This is a genomic window from Mucilaginibacter sp. P19, from assembly GCF_050632265.1.
Classification (GTDB): Bacteria; Bacteroidota; Bacteroidia; order Sphingobacteriales; family Sphingobacteriaceae; genus Mucilaginibacter; species Mucilaginibacter gossypii.
This window is the reverse complement of the sequence record NZ_CP192586.1, coordinates 4867125-4886916: the sequence shown is the minus strand read 5'-3', so window position 1 is coordinate 4886916 and position 19792 is coordinate 4867125. Positions and strand designations below refer to the sequence as shown.

Here is a 19792-nt window from a genome sequence, read left to right as displayed (position 1 = left end):
AATATAACAACCCGTGCATATCAACATCTTCGGCGCGTCTGGCTCAGGGGTAACTACGCTGGGCAAAACTTTGAGCGAGAGACTTGATTACCCGTATTTCGACAGCGATCATTATTTCTGGTTCCCTTCCGATCCTCCTTTTACTAACCGGCGACCGCCTGAAGAACGAAATGCTATGATTAACAGTGAAATGGCCGGTAATGAAAACTGGATCCTTGGCGGGTCCGTCATCAACTGGAACAATAACTGGCGATTTGATCTGTCGGTATTTTTATATATCCCGCCAGCCATCAGGATTTGGCGTTTGCAGCAAAGAGAGCTTGAACGTTATGGCGATATTATCTATACCGGTAGGGAGCGAAATAAGCTTTATAATGAATTTATTGACTGGGCACGCGGTTATGATGAGCTCATCACCAACAGCCGAAGCCTGCATTCGCATAAGAATTGGATGAACAAGCTCACAACTCCTTTGCTGATTATAGAAGGTGATACAACTGTTGAGGAAAGGGTAGAGGCTGTTTTAGGGAAAATTAAGGAGTTAATTTTGTAATAAAAACAACTCTTCGCCGCCGCTCGGCTCCTGCCGAGTGGCAACTATCCTGCGGCGTCCCGCCGCCGGGATCAAATAAATCAGGTGTTTAACGCAGGCCAGAGGCCTGGTAATAGTTGCCACTCGCCAAGAGGCGAGCGGCGGCAAAATAATTAAAATAAAAAAAACGGGAGGTAACCCCCCGCTTCAAAATATCTCAAATCGCACATCTAAGAAAGATTACCTCAAGTCCACCAGTTCAACACCCGGGTGACCTTTGGCATCCCATGCAAAAGTAGCGTCAGGAGCAGGTACGTTGGGGGTAAAGGTACGCACGGTATAAGTATACCTGTTGCCGTTTTTATCAAACAGCAAAGCACTGTAGAGCTGTTTTTTTACTTTATCGATAGTAAGCTTCACTTTAAAAATAGCTTTTTTATCATCTTCGGGTGTAAGCTCAATATTTTGGTAAGTTTTACCTGATATCTTTTGCTCGCCGGTGTACAGGTATTTAAACCCTTTTTCATACATGGTAAAAATCTGGGCAGGGTTGCTCAATCCGTCGCCGCTTTTGTCAGCGTCACTTACCTGTACTTCTTTATCTTTTTTAAGGTATGTCCACTGGTTTTTGCCGTCGCTCAAAATTTCTTTGTCTACTTCGGGTTTTGCGGCTGCGCTGTAAAGGGTAACGCGGTATTTACCGGTTTTCGCCCTTGATATCAGGGTGCCGGTTTGTGTTTCTTTAATATTGGCCTGTTGGTTATTCAGGCTAAAGGTAAAATCACTTTTAATAACATCGTACGACCGGTATTTTTGGCTTACCTGGTTTAAAATCGCTTTTGCCTGGCTGTCTTTTTGTGCAAAGGCAGTGCTGTATGTACTTATTGCTAAAATGGTATATGCTATGATCCTTTTCATTCAGTTTTATTCAACAACAACTATTGTTATTAATAGTTATTGGATTAGAGTAATTAAATTTTGCTTGGTTTAATCTTTAATTGGTTTTTGCAGTGTTTCGAGGTAGCGCTCAAGGCTGTATTCGTCGGGATAGAGTACATCACGGGCCTTGCTGCCTTCAAACGGCCCTACAATTCCGGCTGCTTCCAACTGGTCAATAATGCGGCCGGCGCGGTTATAGCCCAGTTTCATTTTGCGTTGGATAAGCGATGTTGAGCCTTGTTGGTGCAGTACAATTAAACGGGCAGCTTCTTCAAACATCGGGTCGCGGTCGTCCGGGTCATATTCTTTGGCGCCGCTGCTGGCTTCACCTTCTCCCACATATTCGGGCAGGTACATGGCCGATGGATAACCTTTCTGGTTGCCGATAAAATCAGATATAGCTTCAACCTCCGGCGTATCCACAAATGCACACTGTAAACGGATCAGGTCGCTACCTGTTGAAAATAGCATATCCCCACGACCGATCAACTGATCAGCGCCGCCGGCATCCAGAATGGTGCGCGAATCGATCTTAGAAAGTACCCTGAAGGCCAGCCTTGACGGGAAGTTGGCTTTGATAGTACCGGTAATGATGTTAACAGAAGGGCGCTGCGTTGCAATAACCAAATGGATACCCACCGCACGTGCCAGCTGCGCAATACGGGCAATAGGCATTTCTACTTCTTTACCGGCAGTCATCATCAAATCGGCAAACTCATCAATCACCAAAACTATAAACGGCAGGTAACGATGTTTTTCAGGGTCGCTGATCTTACGGTTTACAAATTTGGCGTTGTACTCTTTCAGGTTGCGTACCTGCGCGTCTTTCAGCAAGTCATAACGCTGGTCCATTTCAATACAAAGCGAATTGAGCGTGTTTACTACCTTTTTGGTATCGGTGATGATGGCATCGCCATCATCAGGCAGCTTAGCCAAAAAGTGCCTTTCTATCTTACGGAAAAGCGTAAGTTCCACCTTTTTAGGGTCAACCAGTACAAATTTGAGCTCGGCAGGGTGTTTTTTATACAGCAGCGATACCAGAATGGCGTTAATACCAACCGATTTACCCTGGCCGGTGGCTCCGGCAACCAGTAAATGTGGCATCTTGGCCAAATCGGCAATAAAAACTTCGTTAGATATGGTTTTACCTAAAGCGATAGGCAGGTCCATCGTGGTATTCTGGTATTTTTCCGTGGATAGAATAGAGCGCATCGAAACCATCTCGGGATTTTGATTAGGCACTTCAATACCGATGGTTCCCTTGCCAGGCATAGGGGCAATGATACGGATGCCTAATGCAGCTAAACTTAGTGCGATATCATCTTCCAGGTTCTTGATCTTGCTGATCCTTACACCTGGGGCAGGGATGATCTCGTATAAGGTAACCGTTGGGCCAATGGTTGCCTTGATCTTATCAATCTCGATGTTGTAATGGTTCAGCGTTTCAACAATTTTATTCTTGTTGGCTTCCAGCTCTTCGGCATTAACCGAAATCTTGTTTGAACCGTGGTTTTCTAATAACTCCAGGTGCGGAAGTTTGTATGAAGCCAGATCGAGCTTGTGGTCATATATACCAAATTTGCTTAGCAGGTCATCCTGTTTGGCTCCATCAGCCTGTTCAACACTTAATTCGGGCAGAGGCCTGTTGGTATCAATGGTGAGTGGGATTTCTTCTTCCTCTTCGGGTTCGTGTTTAATTGTATTTTCAGGACGCAACACCACAGGTTCATGATATCCGGGCATTTGCTCCATAGGAGGGTGCCTAAGCGGTGATGGAGGTATAAGCGGTTCCTGTACCATGGGCTCGGGCATGATGCTGCTTACATGGGTTTCGCGGATGTTGTTATTGCCCCGGGGCCATTCAAGCGGCATTGACGGCTCTTCATCAATCAGTTCAACAGGTTCAGGTGCTATCTCATCAACACTCATTGCTGCAACCGGGCGGTTTTTACGCTGGGGTATTTTAAAGTCGATGTTATAGGCTATTACCAATACGGTAAGTGCCAAAAACACCAGCAATCCGCCGGTACCCGCTTCACCTATCTGAGCCGCAAGTAAGCGGTTGGTCCAAAAACCGAAACCGCCTTCAAGGTAGTGGGGATAATCAATCACAAATGAATGAAAATAAGCTATCGCCACAGAAATAAAAACAATGCTGAATAACGAATATGCAAGTGTTTTACGTATAGAAAATAGCCTCGCTTTAAAAAGCAGACGATATCCTACAACAAAAAAAACAAAAATAAAAAGGAATGAAGCTACGCCAAACCACTCATAAATAAACTGATTGGATAATAACGCGCCAAACTTGCCCAGCCAGTTTTGCGCCCTGATGGTTGGATCGCTCAGGTCGGCAATTTCATGAACGGTAGTGCCTGTTGAAAGGTTATGCCAGCCGCCGTTTGTTTTGGAAATATAGCTTTGGTCTTCCTGCCAGGTAAACAGGTATGATGTAAAAGCAATGAGGAAAAAATGGATAATAGCAGTGAAAACAAACCTGCTATTTTAACAGCCTTGCCGTTTTCATAGTCATAGTCAAAGCTGGGCAGTTTAGGTAATTTCCTGCCTTTCGCCCGTTCCTGTTCGGCCTTGCCGCTTTGGCGAGGCTGATTTTCTCCCTTGAAATTATTTGATCTAAACTGGTTTCCTTTTGCCGGCATCCTGATGTAACAATCGTTTATGTGCAAACTTACGTAAAATTTCACCTATGTGAACTTTGCAGTTACACCCGGTAAATATTTTATATAAGATTCAGTAACCTGCAAAAAATTACAGGCCGAATCAATATAAAGTTAACAGATTATATAACTTATTGGCAACATTTTTAATTTTTTAGTATAATTGAAAAACAACATTTACCCGTAACATAAACGTAAATTTAACAAAGTGAATATAGTAGCGCCGTTAATAGTAAACGCTTTACTTAACTAAGTAATGAGCATAGAAAGACTAGAAGAATATATCGCCTCAGCTGATTTAGATAGTATCAATACCCTGCTTGGCCGAGATCCTGCGCTGGCTACTCAAAAAACAAGCCTCAGGGTATCGCCGCTTATGCTTTCGTGCTATTATAAAAAGCCGGAGGTTACCGGTTTACTGTTAAACTATGTAAACGATATTAGTTTGTTTGAAGCGGCTGCGGCCGGCAAATTTGATACGGTTGCCCACCTGGTTACTACTAACCCAAATACTCTTGATGATTACGCCGAAGATGGCTTTACTGCTTTAGGGCTTGCCTGTTATTTTGGGCAGTTTGATGTTGCGCGCTACCTGGTGCTCAAAGGCGCAAATGTTAACCTGCAATCAAATAATGGTTTCAACGTGTTTCCAATTCATTCGGCGGCGGCAGGTAATTATACTGAGATTGCCCGTATGCTGATTGAAAACGGTGCGAAGGTAAATGTGATACAGCAGGCCGGTGCCACACCGCTGCATTCGGCTGCACAAAATGGCAACCTGGAACTCATTATCCTGTTGCTGGAAAATGGTGCCGAGCTTTTTATACGCATGGAAGGCGGCAAACTCCCCGCCGACCTGGCCCGCGAAAAAGGTTTTGAAGAGATAGCTGAAATTTTGAGTTGATGTTTAAACGCTTAATTTTAAACTGGTTAAGTGATAGCTTTTTACTAAAGATGAGCGTTTTTTAAGGCTTATCGCATGTTTTCGTACCGGGGGCTTTTATATATTTGTAATAACCTGAATTATAACAAATGAAAGAAATAGCGCTGCTTATTCACGAAGACATTAATCTTTCAACCATATCGGGCGTATTGGATATGGTGAGGCATACTAACCGTTTTTTGGTAGAAAGCGGCAAAACCGAGGCCTTTAGTGTAATGCTTGTAGGCGAAAAAATAAACAATAACCTGCTTTATTTCCCTGCCCAGTTTACCGGTTTTAAAACCATTGATGAGATCAAAGATATCGATCTGGTAATAGCCCCGGCGTTTTATGGTCCGCCTGATTTGGTGATGCGTAAAAACAAAAACCTGATTGATTTTATAAGGGACATGTACAATAAGGGCGCGGAAGTGGCCAGCCTGTGTTTCGGTAGTTATTTTTTGGCCGAAGCGGGTGTGCTTAACGGCAAACCCTGTACTACACATTGGGTTGCTGTTGATGATATGAAACGCCGCTATCCGGATGTGAATATTTTACCCGATATGGTAACCACCGATAAAGACGGGACTTATACCAGTGGCGGTGCTTTTTCAAGCATGAACCTGATCCTGTACCTGATTGAAAAATATTGTGGCAGGGATACCGGTATTTGGGCAAGTAAAATGTTTTCGCTGGATATTGACCGTACCAGCCAGGCGCACTTTAAAGTATTTGAAGGGCAGCATCAGCATGAAGACCAGGAAATAATGCGTTCGCAGTTGTTTATCGAAAATAATTACCACCTGCCTATTTCGGTAGAGGAGATTGCCGGACAAACCAATATGAGTAAGCGTAATTTCATTCGCCGGTTTAAAAGTGCCACGCAGAATACGCCAATGGAATACCTGCAAAAGGTAAAGATCGAATCTGTAAAAAAAGGCCTCGAGAAAACCAATTTCAATATCAGCGAGCTGATGTACAAAGTTGGTTATAACGACCTGAAAACGTTCAGGAAGATCTTTAAACGGATAACAGGCTTAACTCCGCAGGATTACAGGAGTAAATATTGCCGCAGGGCAGTGCTGGAGAATTGAATGCCCCCTGTAAATCTCCCCCGGGAGGGGAGACTTGAAAAACTCTTAAGCCCTCTCCTTTGGAGAGGGTTGGGTGAGGCTCGTTGTTTCGTACCTCAATGACACTTTTATAGTATGGGTTTTAAACAACTTCAGCTTTACTTTCTTTTACCTTATCAGTTTTTTCTTGCTCCCCAAGCGATTCAAAATAGGTCTTTTTAACCACTGTTGTCATTTTATGATCGCCCGTATGGCTCCAGCCGGGTGGCATTATAACGTACAGAAACTTGTTTTTAATACCGGGCGCCTTGCGTACATCTTTGGCCAGCGCTATTATCTCGCCAAAATAAGCATCCAAAAAGCTGTTTTTAATCATGGGGCGACTGATGCCATATTCAATAGGGATCTTGCGGTCTTCATTTTGGAAGGTGCCGAAAACTTTATCCCATATCGGTAACAAGTTACAGAAATTGGTATCCATATATAATGGATTACGCGCATGATGTACCCTGTGATGCGATGGTGTAAGTACGATTCTGTTGAGGAAGCCAAGTCGTCCATCTTCAATAAGGTTTTCACCAATGTGGATCATAGATCCCCAAAATCCATCAATAAACATAATTACAAACAGCATAGGCGGGTTTACACCTAATAAAATACAAATGCTGGTGCGGATGAGATCTGCATAAGGCGCTTCAAGAAAGAAATGGGCAAAGGTAACTGAAAGGTTCATGCTTTCGGGCGCGTGATGGGTTGAGTGGAGGCACCACAGGATCCTCACCTTGTGCGCAAGGTAGTGATACCAAAAATGAGCAAACTCCCATACTATATAGCCGTAAATAAACCAGTACCAGGTAAACGTGGTTTTGAAAATAGCAAACCGCGAAAAAAACCGATACAAAAACCTACCATGGCAATGGAAAGTACGCTGCCTATAAAAGCATTTAGTACATATGTCCAAAAAGAGATCTTGTAATGGATCACCTTGAATTTTTTATAAAAGGCTCCCCTGATGATCTCAAACACCAAAAGTACAGGCAGCATAGGGCCCAATAAAGCCGTAATGCCATCATAGGTAAGCAGTTTGCCATAATCGCCCGATTTGATGATGGTATACAATCCGCCGAGGCCAAAAAATCCTGTAATATGCTCGTATATCGTTTTTAAAAAATCCATATCGAAAATTAGGTTTACCGGTAAAAGGTTTTATTCAAATTTAGGAAAATTAATTTGTATATATGTAGGTACATGTAAATTCTTTGAAAGGATATCAACATCACACATCAGGGCTGACCTGCCTGTGCTCTTCGGTCCTTTTTATTATCAATGATAAATTAGCTTATTAAATAAAGTGAAAAGAAATGAGGGAGCATCAAATAAAAAGGGTAACGAGTGTAGTGATGCCAGGAGTGAGTAACTCTGCATCAATCCCGAAACAATCTATTAACAGCAAGGTTATTTCTCTAAATTTACCTCAAAAAATCATCTGATATGAAATTATTTAACCGTGCTTTTATATTATTTTTAGTGTGTATGATCCGGTACAGTTTAGTTAACGCACAATCAACACCTTTGCCCCAAACTTCTGCCAACAGTCCGCTACAAAACAACCGCATCAAAATTGATTCCCTCGATAAAAAATTGATAGCCTTATTGGGCGAACGCGAGAGGGTAGTAAAAGAGATAGGCATTTACAAAGCAAAAAACAATATACCGGCCCTCCAAGCCGACCGTTTTAAACAGGTACTGGAGAAAACTGTCGAAGCCGGAAAACAGGAGGGGCTCTCCGCCACATTCATTACAGAACTTATGAACGCTATCCATAAAGAAAGTCTGCGCATTGAGGAAGAAATTAAGGCTCAAAAACAATAGCCGGTGTAAAAAATACACTATAATTTAAAAAGCATTTTAGCGCATCAAATTTGTAAGCTATTTCTATACGAGTTATCGTTCAATGTATTTATTATCAATTGATTAAACTAAGATAAAATTTGGTATTAAGGCGTATCAATTTGCCCGGCACGACCTTTTGAGGTGATAATTTATATCGTGATTTTTGCTTTTTTTAATTAAGTTTAATAAATTTGACAACTCCGGTTAGCCACAGTCCAGGCTTGTAACCAAGCCGGTAAGCCTATTAATTAAACTCATGCAAAAAAAGTATTTAATTGCCTGTTTCATCGCGGGCGGATTATTAAAGATTGGCTTTGTCAGCGCCCAGGGTAAAGCGCCTTATTCGGTAATGGGTAAATCGGTCAAGGTGATTGTCTCTGAGCAAAAGGCCGGGTATAAATTTAAAGAAACCGAAACCCTGAAGTTTGCAGATAAGCCTCAACCTGCAGAAACAGAGGTGGCAGTTTTTATTGATCCGTCCAAAACATTCCAAACGATGATAGGAATTGGCGGTGCGCTTACAGATGCGGCAGCCGAAACTTATGCCAAACTGCCAAAAGATAAACAAAAGGAATTTTTAACTGCTTACTATAATAAAGCCAAAGGCATTGGTTACTCCTTTGGCCGCACCAATATTCAAAGCTGTGATTTTTCGAGCGATAGCTACAGTTATGTAAAAGATGGTGATAAGGAATTAAAAACCTTTGATATTAGTCATGATAAAACCTACCGGATTCCTTTTATTAAAGCGGCCGCAGCGGCTGCGGGAGGTAAACTGACCATGTTTGTATCACCCTGGAGCCCTCCTGCTTTTATGAAAGATAATAACGATGTACTGCATGGAGGTAAGCTCAAAAAGGAATTTGATCAAAGCTGGGCCAACTTTTACGTTAAGTTTATTAAAGCTTATGAAAAAGAAGGGGTTCCTATATGGGGCCTTTCGGTACAAAACGAACCGATGGCTAAGCAAACATGGGAATCATGCATGTATACTGCCGAAGAGGAGCGTGATTTTGTAAAGAACTTTTTAGGCCCAACCTTGCAAAAACGAGGCCTGGCCGATAAAAAACTGATAGTTTGGGACCATAACCGAGATTTGCTTTACCAACGTGCCAGCACTATCCTGGAAGATCCTGCAGCGGCCAAATATATCTGGGGTATCGGTTTCCATTGGTATGAAACCTGGACCGGGGCGGGCCAAAATTTTGAAGCTACCCGCCGTACCCATGAAGCATTCCCCGGCAAAAACCTGGTATTTACCGAAGGTTGTATCGAAAAATTTGATTTCAACAAGATCAATGACTGGTCGCTTGGCGAACGTTACGGCCTTTCAATGATCAATGACTTTAACGCCGGTACCGTTGCCTGGACCGACTGGAACGTTTTGCTTGACGAAAACGGCGGGCCAAATCACGTAGGTAACTTTTGCTTTGCCCCGGTACATGCCGACCTGCGCAACGGAAGCCTCATCTACACCAGTTCATACTATTACATAGGCCATTTCTCTAAATATATTCACCCCGGTGCAAAACGCATTAGCGCGGTGGCCAGCAGGGATAAGCTATTAACAACCGCTTACCAAAACCCCGATGGCTCAATTGCGGTGGTGGTAATGAACAAAACCGACGAAAAAATAGATTACAGCCTTTGGATAAAAGGAAAAGCGGCAGGCACTACTGCCCTGCCGCACTCAATTGCTACACTTATAGTGAAGTGATTTTTATAAAAATCTTTAGTTCAATCAATCAACTAAATCTCTGGTATGGTGGGTCATTTATGATCCACCATTATCATTACCGGGAAATGGTCGCTGGGCTCCTTAGCCTCATATTTATCCGATCCTTTAGCCTTTGCCCTGTAGGTATCCGTTAAGATCCCGTATCTCTTTACCGTAAAATCTTTGGTTACAAAAATATGATCGATACGGCCGCTGGTTTTACCATTAGCATCGAAGTCATTAAAAGTACCATTGGTAGCATATTTTATGGGCGATAGCCCATAGCTATCCTTCAACGTCCCCGAGTTATTGATTACCGCGTAGCTGTCAGACGTTTGATCAACATTAAAATCGCCCGATAAAATAGCAGGCGAGTTACCGCCTAACTCTTTCACTTTTTTCAATACCAGTTTTGCGCTCTCACGGCGGGCAATCACACCTATATGGTCCATATGCAGGTTAAAGTAGTAAAACTTGTAACCGGTTTTTTCTCCCGGAAATATCCCCATGAGCATATCCTTGGAAGTGCGGCATCCCAGCCTTTGTTGGGCTTGTTGGTAATCGGCGCCATCCAGAAATCGCCATGTTTCAACAGTTTAAATTTATCCTTTTTGTAAAAAATGGCCGAGAACTCGCCGGCAGTTTTACCATCATCCCGGCCTATGCCGGTAAAAACGTACTGGGGCATGGCCTGTTTTAAACCCTCAAGCTGGTGTACCAAGCCTTCCTGGGTGCCAAAAATATCCCAGTCATGAAAGCGGATGAGCTGCGTTATAACCGGCAGGCGCTGTTTCCAGCCATTGCCTCGTACAGAATCATCATTTGTGGCATTATCATTACGTAAATTATACGTGGCAATAGTAAGCTGATGTTGGCCATAACTTGCTGAAACAGAAAGTATAGCCATAAATAATAAAGAAAGTAGTTTTTTCATAGTAATATTTAGATAAGATGCCAACGGCACTTGAACAAAGTTAAAAGTAAATATTACGTTATAACATAAGTTATACACTGAAGAGTATTTAACCGGCGAAAACTTACGAGGGTTCAAAATTTTGTAAGCCAGGAGTAATTCTATTCAGAATTTAAAGAAACATGCAAGGACACCGATAACAAGCTTAGCCTGGCATTAGCTGGTATCGCTACTATCCCGAACATTGGCGGGTGAGTTTACTCAAACACTACCGTTTTGTTCTTATACACAAATACCCGGTCTTCAAAAACAAGCTTTAGGGCCTTGGCTAATACGGCAGTTTCCACTTCCTGGCCGGCTTTTACCATGTCTGTCCAGCTATATGAGTGGTTTACCGGAACAATTTGCTGGGCAATGATCGGCCCTTCGTCCAACTCATTTGATACGTAGTGCGCTGTTGCCCCTATGAGTTTCACACCCCGTTCAAACGCCTGCTTATAGGGATTGGCACCTATAAACGCGGGTAAAAACGAGTGATGGATATTAATGATCTTCATCGGAAATTCAGCCACAAATTGGGGTGAGAGGATCCGCATAAATTTAGCCAGTACCACGTAATCAGGAGTATATCGTTTAATGGTACCAATCACCTTTTGTTCAAATTCAGCCTTGCTTACCTGCTCATGGCTGATATGATAAAAAGGAATGTCAAATCGCTCGCATATGTTTTGCAGTTTGGCGTGATTACCGATAACGCATTGCACACTTGCGCCCAGGGTATTAAAGTGGTTACGCACCAGGATATCGCTCAGGCAATGATACTCTTTGGTAGCCAGTACAACCACTTTCTTCACGGGCTCAGGGTTTACTGAAATATAAGCCCCTTCGGGCAGTATCTTACGTAATGAATCTTCGAGGCTGGCGTCGTCGCCTTGTTCAACTTCCAGGCGCGTAAAAAACATTTTCGTTATGATCAACATGCTCTCGCATGGAAACTATATTGAGCAGGTGTTTGGCTAATGTTGCAGATATGGCCGCCACTAGGCCCACTTTGTCTTTACACTGTATTACAATAATCATGGTTTAATGATACAAAGAATTTTGCTGAATATATAACAAGCATTTCTCTTTAAATTATTCTACAACTTATTGTAGCAAAGCCATGTGCTGTACCGTAAGGTATCTTATAAACCCACAATTATGAAAATTATCCTGTTAGCAGTATCCATAATTTTATTAGGTAGTATAACCGCCTGTAATAAAGGCGATCTTCCCGGCCCGGGCAGCAGCAGTATTGTTGGCAAATGGCGCTGGATAAAATCAGTTGGCGGTATTGGCGGCTTTACCGTTACGCCACAAAGCAGCGGCTACAATATTCGAAATGAATTTTATGCTGATAGCAGTTTCAAAAGGTTCCAAAACAACGTGCTACAGATTAGCGGCAATTTTCGCACTACTCCAAACTATCAATATAGCCCAACAGAAAAGGCAGATATATTATTGATCTCCGGGCCTACGCTTGATACTCGCCCGGTTTCATACCTCATAAGGCACGATACGCTTTACCTGAATGAGATTTATATAGCCGATGGGTATAGTGAGGTATATGTACGGATGAAATAATTGCCGTTACTCCCCCGGCACCGCTATGCTCGTTACCTCCTCTCTAAATAAGCATAAAGAGAGGAGGTGTTTTTTGCCCGCTTTGCAACGCAGAGAAGAACACAGGAGGGGGTAAGTAAACTGTAAGCTACACTTACCTTATATAATAGTTATTTAGCGTAATGCCCTATCTTCATCATATCCCGTACGGCGCTTGCTAATGAGGACTTCTCATTATTATCGAGTTCTTTTTTCTTTTCGCCATCATTAAACTGATAGGTAATACGCCCGTTATAATCGCTTTCGGCACTTATTTCAAAGTCATTATTTTTGTATTTTACCTTCCCATTAGGCGAGATCCTGCTGATGCCCGTGCTATCAGCGGTAAAATACACGTGCCCCCAGTATTCAATCCGTCTTACTCTACCATCAGCGTTTTCAGAAATCACTGTATGCCTTCCGCCTATGTGGCAGGCATCTAATAAGGCTATCAAACCTATGACAACCAATACATAACCTAATAATTTTTTCATGTTGTTGTTTTTTTTAATGTTGATTATTTTAATTGACGCTGCTCTTTGATGTTGAGCAGTTTAATAAAGCAGGAGCCGAGCGATATAAACCAAACCGACCAACCCAGGTGGGCCAATCTTTGAATAAGCCCGGTATAATTGTTTTGAATAGTAGCCGAAGGAATGAAGCGGATAAAGATGAGCAGCATAATACCCAGGCTTAATAGCGAAAGCTTCCTGATCTGTCTAAACTCCTCTCCCCGCCATAAGATAGCAGAAAGCAGCGCACCTGCGTAAAGGAGTAAAAACACCGGCCCGGATGCCGAATGCAGCGGGTTGCCTGCATGAAATATAGCCGCCCAGCCAAACATGATAGGGAAACCTATCACCCCAAACACCGGCAGGATATTAAGCCCCAACTGGCTGCAAGCAATAAACAGGCCCGCCATAAAAAACACGCTGAGCACTGTATTGAGCAGCGTAAATGTTTCCATCAGCGTTTCAGATTTTGTGCCGATAGCGCCCAGCTCACTGATTGTATTGCTGAAATGATTGTAATTACCATGCACAAACCCGCAAACAATGGTTGAAAGCCAAAATACAATGGGAATAATGATGCCGGTATAGAGTAGCGGTTTAGTGTCCATTTTAATAATATTCAACTTGTTTTTCTTTCGACTAAAACAAAGTTAATATTAAACATGGTACTATACAATACATAGTACTATGTTTTTTATTTTATTTTTTCAAAACTCTTTAATGGCTTCGCCAAAATGTGTTAGTTTAAAAATGGATTGACGAAACCTGAATTTGATTTAGATGCACTTCGCCCTTGTCAGGCAGGGAGGGGGCAACACAGCGTAATATCACAGAGATGAAACAGATACCGGTTATACCCATACATTTATTCACCATCACAAAAATGTGCTAACTTCGCGGCATGTATCAGTTGATAAAACCCATCCTGTTTAAGTTCGATCCGGAAAATGTGCATTACTTTGTTACCCGCAACCTGAAGCGCTTTAATCGTTTTCCGGGTGGTGCATCGTTAAGTAAAGCGATGTGGGATGTAAAAGATCCGAAGCTTGAACGCGAGGTTTTTGGTCTGAAGTTCAGGAACCCGGTTGGACTGGCTGCAGGTTTTGATAAAAACGCCGAAATGATGGGCGAAATGGCCAACCTTGGTTTTGGTTTTGTTGAGATTGGTACTGTTACACCGCTGCCGCAACCTGGTAACGAAAAGCCACGCATGTTCCGCCTGCCGGAAGATAGCGCGCTCATTAACCGCATGGGGTTTAATAATTTTGGTGTAGACATAGCTGCCGAACGAATCGCAGCTTTCAGGCGCGATCAGAAAAATATCAACAAACAACTGATCATTGGCGGCAACATTGGTAAAAACAAGGTTACCCCTAATGAGGATGCTGTTAACGACTACATTAAATGCTTTGACCGCCTGTTTGATGTAGTTGATTATTTTGTAGTAAACGTAAGTTCACCCAATACTCCGGGCTTGCGTGCCCTGCAGGAAAAGGGACCTTTGATGGAAATTTTGAATACATTACAGCAACGTAATAATAAAAACGGTATCAGCAGACCTATCCTGCTAAAAATAGCGCCTGATTTAACTGATTCCCAACTGGACGATATTGTTGATATTGTGCAGCAAACAGGCATAGCCGGGGTAATTGCCACCAATACCACTATCAGCCGTGAAAACCTTTCATCTCCATCGAAATTAAAAGGAGAAACCGGCGGTTTGAGTGGTAAGCCACTTACCCAACGCTCAACAGAAGTTATTGCTTATCTGCATAAAAAATCTAACGGATCATTCCCCATCATCGGAGTGGGGGGATTCACTCTGCCGAAGATGCCATTGAGAAGCTGAATGCAGGTGCATCTTTGGTACAGCTTTATACTGGCTTTATTTATGAAGGGCCTGGGCTGATTGGAAGGATTAACAGGAAGCTTCTGAACCGTGATTCTTAGTATTTGAGGATTGCCCTGAAATATACATTTTGATGCCGGATATCCCCGTTTCCTCGCGGAGACCTTATGCCTTTTAGTTTATTGAATGATATTTTTGTCTGAATCCGTAAGGACATGGGCTTCGGAAGAAAATATCAAGTCCATCCTCAAATCCTGACAATCATGGTTCAAAATCATAATGCAAAAAAGTCCCGCCGGAAACCGGCAGGACTTTAAATTTTTTTCCGAAGAAAGAGAGAATTATTTGCCTAATGCGATATCTAAAGCTGCATTGTTTTTAGCTATCTGGCTGTGTTTTGACTCAGCAGAACGGCTTCCGTATTCAAGGTTAGTAGCCAGTTTCAAGAACTGTACTTCCAAGCGTGAAAAAGTTTTATTTCTCCTGTCTTTTCTTTTTAAACGAGTAACGCCCATTGTCTTTTATTTTAAATTTTTTTAACCCTGAGGTCGGAAGCGGATTCGAACCGCTGTAAAAGGTTTTGCAGACCTCTGCCTAGCCACTCGGCCATCCGACCCTTTTTTAAGGACTGCAAAGATAGTAATTATTTTTAGCGGGCAAATTTATTTGAACGAATTTCTTTTTATTTCTGAACATAATATGGCCGTAGCTATAGCTACATTCAATGATTCGGCATAACCTATCCGGGGTATAGTTACTGTTTTATTTATTAACTGCTGTATTTCAGGGCGTAAGCCATTACCCTCGTTGCCCATAGCCAGTAAACCTTCATGGCCGAAATTGGTGCTGTAGATATTTTCGCCATCGAGCATGGCGCCAAATAAAGGAAGCTTTATTTCGGCGAGGATGGTCGTTAAATTGCCGTAATGCACGTTTACCCGAGCTAATGAGCCCATGGTAGCCTGTACCACTTTGGGGTTATAAACATCAACGGTATCGTCAGAACAGATAATATCGGTAATGCCAAACCAGTCGGCCGTGCGGATAATGGTGCCCATATTGCCGGGGTCCTGCACCCCATCAAGTATCAGCGAGAACTTGTTTTTCAGTAAGTTATAATTTAATCGGGGCCATTTTGGTATTTTAATCAAACCAATTACATCCTGCGGGGTTTTCAAACTGCTGATCTTTTCCAGATCTGAAGATGAAATTTCCTGAAAATTTATTTTTCGGGATAAATTCATCATTTTTGGAGCAATTTCGGATGTATGGTATATAGCATCAACCTGGTATGCAGCGTTTACAAATTCAACAACTGATTTGTAACCCTCAACCAAAAACAAGCCATGCTCTTTACGGAATTTTTTATGTTGTAAGGATTTTAATAAACTGATCTGTGATTTTGAAAGCATATACTAAGCCTGCTGTTTACCGCCTTACAATATTAAGTATTTTACTGGTTATTATCGGTTCGGGCTGCAGCATTACCCGTGGCATCCGTAAAGATCAGGCGCTTATACGCAAAATTACTATAAAAGGTATTGATGAGCAATTTGCCGAGACCGCTATAAATTATGTGGATAAGGAGCAACAACCCAATAACTGGCTCAATCTGCAGTTGTACTATACTTTTAGCAATAAAGGTAAAAAAATATAGGCGAAGCCCCCGTTGTTGTTGATAGTAACCTGATCGAGTACTCGCGTGTACAGATGGAAAAATACATCCGCAGCCGTGGTTACCTCAAAGCAAAGGTCACCGACAGTGTAGTGATAAAAAAGCAAAAGGCTGAGCTGATTTTTACTGCTAATGAGGGACCTATGTTCCGCATCCGCAAATTTACTGATAGTATTGCCGATAATAATATTAAAGCATTGTATAATGGTAACCGCAACAGGATATCACACATACAGCCGGGCGGCAGGTTTGACACTGATAGTTTAGCTTACGACCGCGATCAGCTCTATTTGCTGATGAAGCATAACGGCTACTACGACTTTTACAGGCAGTATATCAATTTTACCTATGATTCTACCTTTAACAGCAGTGTGGTTGATGTAAAAATGATCATTGATAATCCGGCGGGGAAAACACAGCACCCGGTTTATACTATCAACAATACATTAATTACGATATCAAACAGCCAGGGGCGTACACCGGGCAAAGTTGATACGATACAGGTTGATTCACAATTCAGGTTTGTTGACTACTCAAAAAGGTTTAAACCAAGGGTAGTAACCGATTACGTTTTTCAGAAAAAAGGCGAAATATACGATATTGATAAGCAAACACGCACCACCACTCGCTTATCAGAATTAAATGTTTTCAGAAATGTGCCCAACCCCGTTTACGAAAAACTGAAGGATAGCTCTAACAGGCTTAATACCCGGATAGATATTGTGCCGCTTAAACGGATGAGTGACCGTGTAGAGGGTGAGGTGCTTTTTAGCGGCGGTCGTTTTGGTTATAACGTGGGTAATACTTTTACCGACAGGAATTTATTTAAACAGGCTGCTATATTGCAGCTAAAAGTTAACTGGAGCATCCTTTTTGATAACGGCAATACTGTTGGTAATGATCACAGCAGTATTCAAAACCAGGAGTTTAGGGTAGGGGCACAGCTTGTCTATCCGCGACTTTTGCTTCCGTTCAAATTTCCGTTTCTTGGTAAATTTGCGGTTCCGCATACCACGTTTTCATCAAACTATTCATTGTTTTACCAAAAAGATTTGGTTAAGCGCGAAAGTTTTATCAATTCCATCACTTACGACTTTTTTGATACGCCGTATAAAACGCATACTATTACGCCCATTAACATTGAGTTTTCGAGAGGTATAATTGATCCGGCTGCAAGGGCGGCGCTGCTTGCTCAAAACAGGTACTCCTATGTTTATTTAATCGGGCGTACGGTTTTTACATCCGGTAGCCAATACACTTACCAGGTTAATGCCATAAAGCTTAATGGTTATGAAAACTTTACCTATTTCCGGGGAGTTTAGATATTGGCGGAAATTTTCTTAACCTGGTAAGCAATCTCACCAATGCTCCTAAAGATACTCTTGGGCAACACAAGCTTTTTGGATATACCTTTGCGCAGTATACCAAAGTTGAGCTTGATACGCGCATCTACCGAAATTTTGGCGGCGAAAAACAATTTGTTTTCCGCATAAACCCGGGTATAGGCATCGCTTACGGTAATAGCAATCAGCTTATTTTTGAAAAGAATTTTTATGCAGGTGGAGCCAATGATATCAGGGCCTGGCTGCCGCGCACATTAGGCCCGGGACAATTTAACCGCGCTTCATTTTATGGAACTGATGTTAATAACCGGGCACGCCTGAAATATCTTGATCAGTTTGGCGAGATTAAATTTATCACCAATGCCGAGTACCGGTACCTGTTGGCAAATAACTTTTTTGGTGCAAAACTCAAAGGTGCGGTTTTTGTTGATGCCGGTAATGTATGGCGCTTGCATGACGAGCCTGACAACCCCAACGGGCAGTTTAAACTGAACAATTTTTTAAGCTCAACGGCTTTAGGTATCGGCACTGGGTTGAGGTTTGATTTAAGTTTCTTCGTTTTTAGACTCGATGCAGCCTTTAAACTAAAAGACCCGCAATTTAGCGGAGCTAACCAATGGGTGCTGATTAACCATGCCGGCGAACTGTTTAGCAAAGGTTCATTCAAACAAGCTTACAAAGCAGCCAACGGAGAAGATTACAACTTTATGCAGTTGAACTTTGGTATTGGATTACCGTTTTAAGATTTTTAGGTAAAAGGATAAAGGTGAAAGGCAAAAGGTAGCTGCAGCTTTACGTTTGCATCTGTTTTTAAACCTTTTACTTTTCGTTTTGCTTTCACCTCTCCCTAAAAAAACTTTAACCTTTCGCCTTTGACCTTTTACCTTCCTTCTAAAACATATTCTTCAACCCGTCAATAATGCTTTCAAAAAAGGTTGGGATACTTAATCCGTTGTGGTAGTTGAAATACAGGAAGATACAAAATATTACTACAGCAATAATGATGAACCGTTTAAACATATAGGCCAGTAACACCAGTAAAAGAGGGATAGCTATCAGTAATACCCAGCTGATATGGAATGGACTTAGTTTACTGTCGTGCTTGTAAATGTAGTATAGTATGGCGTGTGTGCCGGAATCGTTCATGTGTTTGGCGTACAGGAAGGTTGAACGATCAAGCTTGTGGCGGTAAAAAGCAGTGCCTTTGTCAAACTTAAGTTCTTCGGTAAAACCATTCATTACAAAGGTGAAAACGCCGTTTACATTTTCCTGTATTACGCCTGCCGTATCGGTTGCAACTACAGCTACCTCGTCAACCGCAAAGGGGTTTTCTTTAACTACAAAGTTGTTGATAGCGGTTTTATCGGCAAAAGCAAAGCTGTGTGCCGCTGTAATAAGGCAAAAAATAAGTAAAAGTTTTTTCATGGCTTGATAGAGAGATTCTTTATCGATGCTGCAATTATCTGCAATAAAAATAGTGTTTTTTATGAGCTATCGGTTAAGGAAATAAATACTCATGTTAAGTATGCTGGCAAAGCTTACCCATAGTAAATAGGGCACAAGCAGCCACGAAGCAGTACGGCTAAATTTATTAAACCAGTTAATGTTTGCCACAATACTGAGCCACAGTAAAATGATTACAACCGCAGCTGCGGCTATTTGATGCATGCCAAAGAATACTATCGACCACGAAAAATTTAAAATAAGCTGAATAAAGTATATCGAACGGGCAATAATGTAAACCGGCTTACGGCTGCGGTGTTTCCATACAAGATAAGCGGCGGTCGCTATCATAATATAAATTGCAGTCCATACCGGTGCAAACAGCCAGGGTGGTGGGTTAAACGATGGCTTTTTGAGTGTGCTATACCAGCCGGCAATTTCGGGCCGGGTTACCAGTGAGGCAACAAAACCAATAAATAATACAATCAGCAAACTGATGAGGTATGGGAAAAATTGAAAACGTTTGGTAGATACAGCTACGGACATAATATTATCTGAACCCTTAAAGGAAGCCTAAGTTTTACTGTGAATGAATAATCTTTAAAACTAAATAAAATAAACATTAATGCTCAATAAAGCAACTGTTTTGCAATAAATACACA

General features: G+C 42.0%; 22 protein-coding genes, 1 tRNA gene and 2 pseudogenes. 10 read left to right on the top strand and 15 right to left on the bottom strand.

All coding sequences use genetic code 11. The features are described 5' to 3' along the window. Nucleotides 1-13 precede the first annotated feature (13 nt). Nucleotides 14-553: an AAA family ATPase gene (locus ACQ86K_RS23700; RefSeq protein ID WP_091175083.1), complete on the top strand. Its 540-nt coding sequence runs from the start codon at nt 14-16 to the stop codon at nt 551-553. A 219-nt stretch (nt 554-772) separates the two neighbouring features. On the opposite strand, the gene ACQ86K_RS23695 is transcribed toward ACQ86K_RS23700, so the two are convergent. Continuing rightward, nucleotides 773-1450: a LolA family protein gene (locus tag ACQ86K_RS23695; protein ID WP_091175087.1), complete on the bottom strand. Its 678-nt coding sequence runs from the start codon at nt 1448-1450 to the stop codon at nt 773-775. Between the two features lie 69 nt (nt 1451-1519). After that, nucleotides 1520-4131: pseudogene (locus ACQ86K_RS23690) on the bottom strand (DNA translocase FtsK 4TM domain-containing protein). Nucleotides 4132-4405: 274 nt separating this feature from the next. Here ACQ86K_RS23690 and ACQ86K_RS23685 point away from each other — a divergent pair. After that, nucleotides 4406-5053 (top strand): ankyrin repeat domain-containing protein, encoded by a 648-nt coding sequence (locus tag ACQ86K_RS23685; protein WP_090527806.1) that lies wholly within the window; start codon nt 4406-4408, stop codon nt 5051-5053. A gap of 128 nt (nt 5054-5181) precedes the next feature. Next, complete coding sequence (locus ACQ86K_RS23680) at nt 5182-6165, top strand: GlxA family transcriptional regulator (protein WP_091175091.1); 984 nt, start codon at nt 5182-5184, stop codon at nt 6163-6165. A gap of 121 nt (nt 6166-6286) precedes the next feature. Here ACQ86K_RS23680 and ACQ86K_RS23675 read toward each other — a convergent pair whose 3' ends face one another. Beyond that, nucleotides 6287-6925: a sterol desaturase family protein gene (locus tag ACQ86K_RS23675; RefSeq protein WP_431198927.1), complete on the bottom strand. Its 639-nt coding sequence runs from the start codon at nt 6923-6925 to the stop codon at nt 6287-6289. A 44-nt stretch (nt 6926-6969) separates the two neighbouring features. Continuing rightward, a complete protein-coding gene (locus tag ACQ86K_RS23670; protein WP_431198926.1) occupies nt 6970-7320 on the bottom strand; it encodes a hypothetical protein in 351 nt (116 codons plus the stop codon). 315 nt (nt 7321-7635) lie between these two features. Between ACQ86K_RS23670 and ACQ86K_RS23665 the strand changes: the two genes are divergently transcribed. Further along, nucleotides 7636-8016 carry a chorismate mutase gene (locus tag ACQ86K_RS23665; RefSeq protein WP_091175095.1) on the top strand — a complete coding sequence of 127 codons (381 nt, stop codon included), beginning with the start codon at nt 7636-7638 and terminating at the stop codon, nt 8014-8016. Nucleotides 8017-8293: 277 nt separating this feature from the next. Beyond that, nucleotides 8294-9754, top strand: coding sequence for a glycoside hydrolase family 30 protein (locus ACQ86K_RS23660; RefSeq protein ID WP_091175098.1), 1461 nt, complete (start codon nt 8294-8296; stop codon nt 9752-9754). 53 nt (nt 9755-9807) lie between these two features. Here ACQ86K_RS23660 and ACQ86K_RS23655 read toward each other — a convergent pair whose 3' ends face one another. The 4 genes from ACQ86K_RS23655 to ACQ86K_RS23640 form a co-directional block, all read right to left on the bottom strand. Continuing rightward, on the bottom strand, nt 9808-10206 hold the full coding sequence (locus ACQ86K_RS23655) for an endonuclease/exonuclease/phosphatase family protein (RefSeq protein ID WP_431198925.1): 399 nt from the start codon (nt 10204-10206) through the stop codon (nt 9808-9810). Then, the gene (locus ACQ86K_RS23650) at nt 10194-10688 is read right to left on the bottom strand and encodes a hypothetical protein (RefSeq protein ID WP_431198924.1); all 495 of its coding nucleotides are present in this window, start codon (nt 10686-10688) and stop codon (nt 10194-10196) included. Before ACQ86K_RS23650 ends, ACQ86K_RS23655 begins: the two co-directional genes overlap by 13 nt. A 236-nt stretch (nt 10689-10924) precedes the next feature. Beyond that, the gene (gene purU / locus ACQ86K_RS23645; protein WP_431198923.1) at nt 10925-11629 is read right to left on the bottom strand and encodes a formyltetrahydrofolate deformylase; all 705 of its coding nucleotides are present in this window, start codon (nt 11627-11629) and stop codon (nt 10925-10927) included. Beyond that, nucleotides 11604-11747 (bottom strand): ACT domain-containing protein, encoded by a 144-nt coding sequence (locus ACQ86K_RS23640; protein ID WP_431198922.1) that lies wholly within the window; start codon nt 11745-11747, stop codon nt 11604-11606. The genes purU and ACQ86K_RS23640 overlap by 26 nt, the downstream gene beginning before the upstream one ends. 120 nt (nt 11748-11867) lie before the next feature. Between ACQ86K_RS23640 and ACQ86K_RS23635 the strand changes: the two genes are divergently transcribed. After that, entirely contained in the window at nt 11868-12290 is a 423-nt protein-coding gene (locus tag ACQ86K_RS23635) for a hypothetical protein (protein WP_129570539.1), read from the top strand. A gap of 149 nt (nt 12291-12439) precedes the next feature. Here ACQ86K_RS23635 and ACQ86K_RS23630 read toward each other — a convergent pair whose 3' ends face one another. Together ACQ86K_RS23630 and ACQ86K_RS23625 are read right to left on the bottom strand one after the other, a co-directional pair. Next, nucleotides 12440-12802 (bottom strand): hypothetical protein, encoded by a 363-nt coding sequence (locus ACQ86K_RS23630; RefSeq protein ID WP_091175107.1) that lies wholly within the window; start codon nt 12800-12802, stop codon nt 12440-12442. A 23-nt stretch (nt 12803-12825) separates the two neighbouring features. After that, the gene (locus ACQ86K_RS23625; RefSeq protein WP_091175110.1) at nt 12826-13428 is read right to left on the bottom strand and encodes a DUF998 domain-containing protein; all 603 of its coding nucleotides are present in this window, start codon (nt 13426-13428) and stop codon (nt 12826-12828) included. Nucleotides 13429-13721: 293 nt separating this feature from the next. Between ACQ86K_RS23625 and ACQ86K_RS23620 the strand changes: the two are divergent. Further along, nucleotides 13722-14770 (top strand): annotated as a pseudogene (locus ACQ86K_RS23620) (quinone-dependent dihydroorotate dehydrogenase). 240 nt (nt 14771-15010) lie between these two features. Here ACQ86K_RS23620 and ACQ86K_RS23615 read toward each other — a convergent pair. The 3 genes from ACQ86K_RS23615 to ACQ86K_RS23605 form a co-directional block, all read right to left on the bottom strand. Further along, a complete protein-coding gene (locus ACQ86K_RS23615) occupies nt 15011-15184 on the bottom strand; it encodes a spore protein (protein ID WP_090527770.1) in 174 nt (57 codons plus the stop codon). Nucleotides 15185-15214: 30 nt separating this feature from the next. Then, nucleotides 15215-15285 (bottom strand) — tRNA-Cys (locus tag ACQ86K_RS23610). Nucleotides 15286-15331: 46 nt separating this feature from the next. Next, nucleotides 15332-16081 (bottom strand): TrmH family RNA methyltransferase, encoded by a 750-nt coding sequence (locus tag ACQ86K_RS23605; protein WP_091175116.1) that lies wholly within the window; start codon nt 16079-16081, stop codon nt 15332-15334. Here ACQ86K_RS23605 and ACQ86K_RS23600 point away from each other — a divergent pair. From ACQ86K_RS23600 to ACQ86K_RS23590, 3 genes are read left to right on the top strand one after another with little or no spacing between them, the layout of a single operon-like run. Continuing rightward, complete coding sequence (locus tag ACQ86K_RS23600; protein WP_431198921.1) at nt 16072-16326, top strand: hypothetical protein; 255 nt, start codon at nt 16072-16074, stop codon at nt 16324-16326. The two genes, ACQ86K_RS23605 and ACQ86K_RS23600, sit on opposite strands and share 10 nt — an antisense overlap. Before the next feature lie 53 nt (nt 16327-16379). Further along, nucleotides 16380-17666 (top strand): hypothetical protein, encoded by a 1287-nt coding sequence (locus ACQ86K_RS23595; RefSeq protein WP_431198920.1) that lies wholly within the window; start codon nt 16380-16382, stop codon nt 17664-17666. A 2-nt stretch (nt 17667-17668) separates the two neighbouring features. After that, nucleotides 17669-18430 (top strand): BamA/TamA family outer membrane protein, encoded by a 762-nt coding sequence (locus tag ACQ86K_RS23590; protein WP_431200920.1) that lies wholly within the window; start codon nt 17669-17671, stop codon nt 18428-18430. Between the two features lie 148 nt (nt 18431-18578). Here the strand turns inward: ACQ86K_RS23590 and ACQ86K_RS23585 are convergent, their stop codons facing one another. Continuing rightward, entirely contained in the window at nt 18579-19112 is a 534-nt protein-coding gene (locus ACQ86K_RS23585) for a hypothetical protein (RefSeq protein ID WP_091175120.1), read from the bottom strand. Between the two features lie 66 nt (nt 19113-19178). Next, a complete protein-coding gene (locus tag ACQ86K_RS23580) occupies nt 19179-19676 on the bottom strand; it encodes a TspO/MBR family protein (protein ID WP_091175123.1) in 498 nt (165 codons plus the stop codon). Nucleotides 19677-19792: the final 116 nt, after the last annotated feature.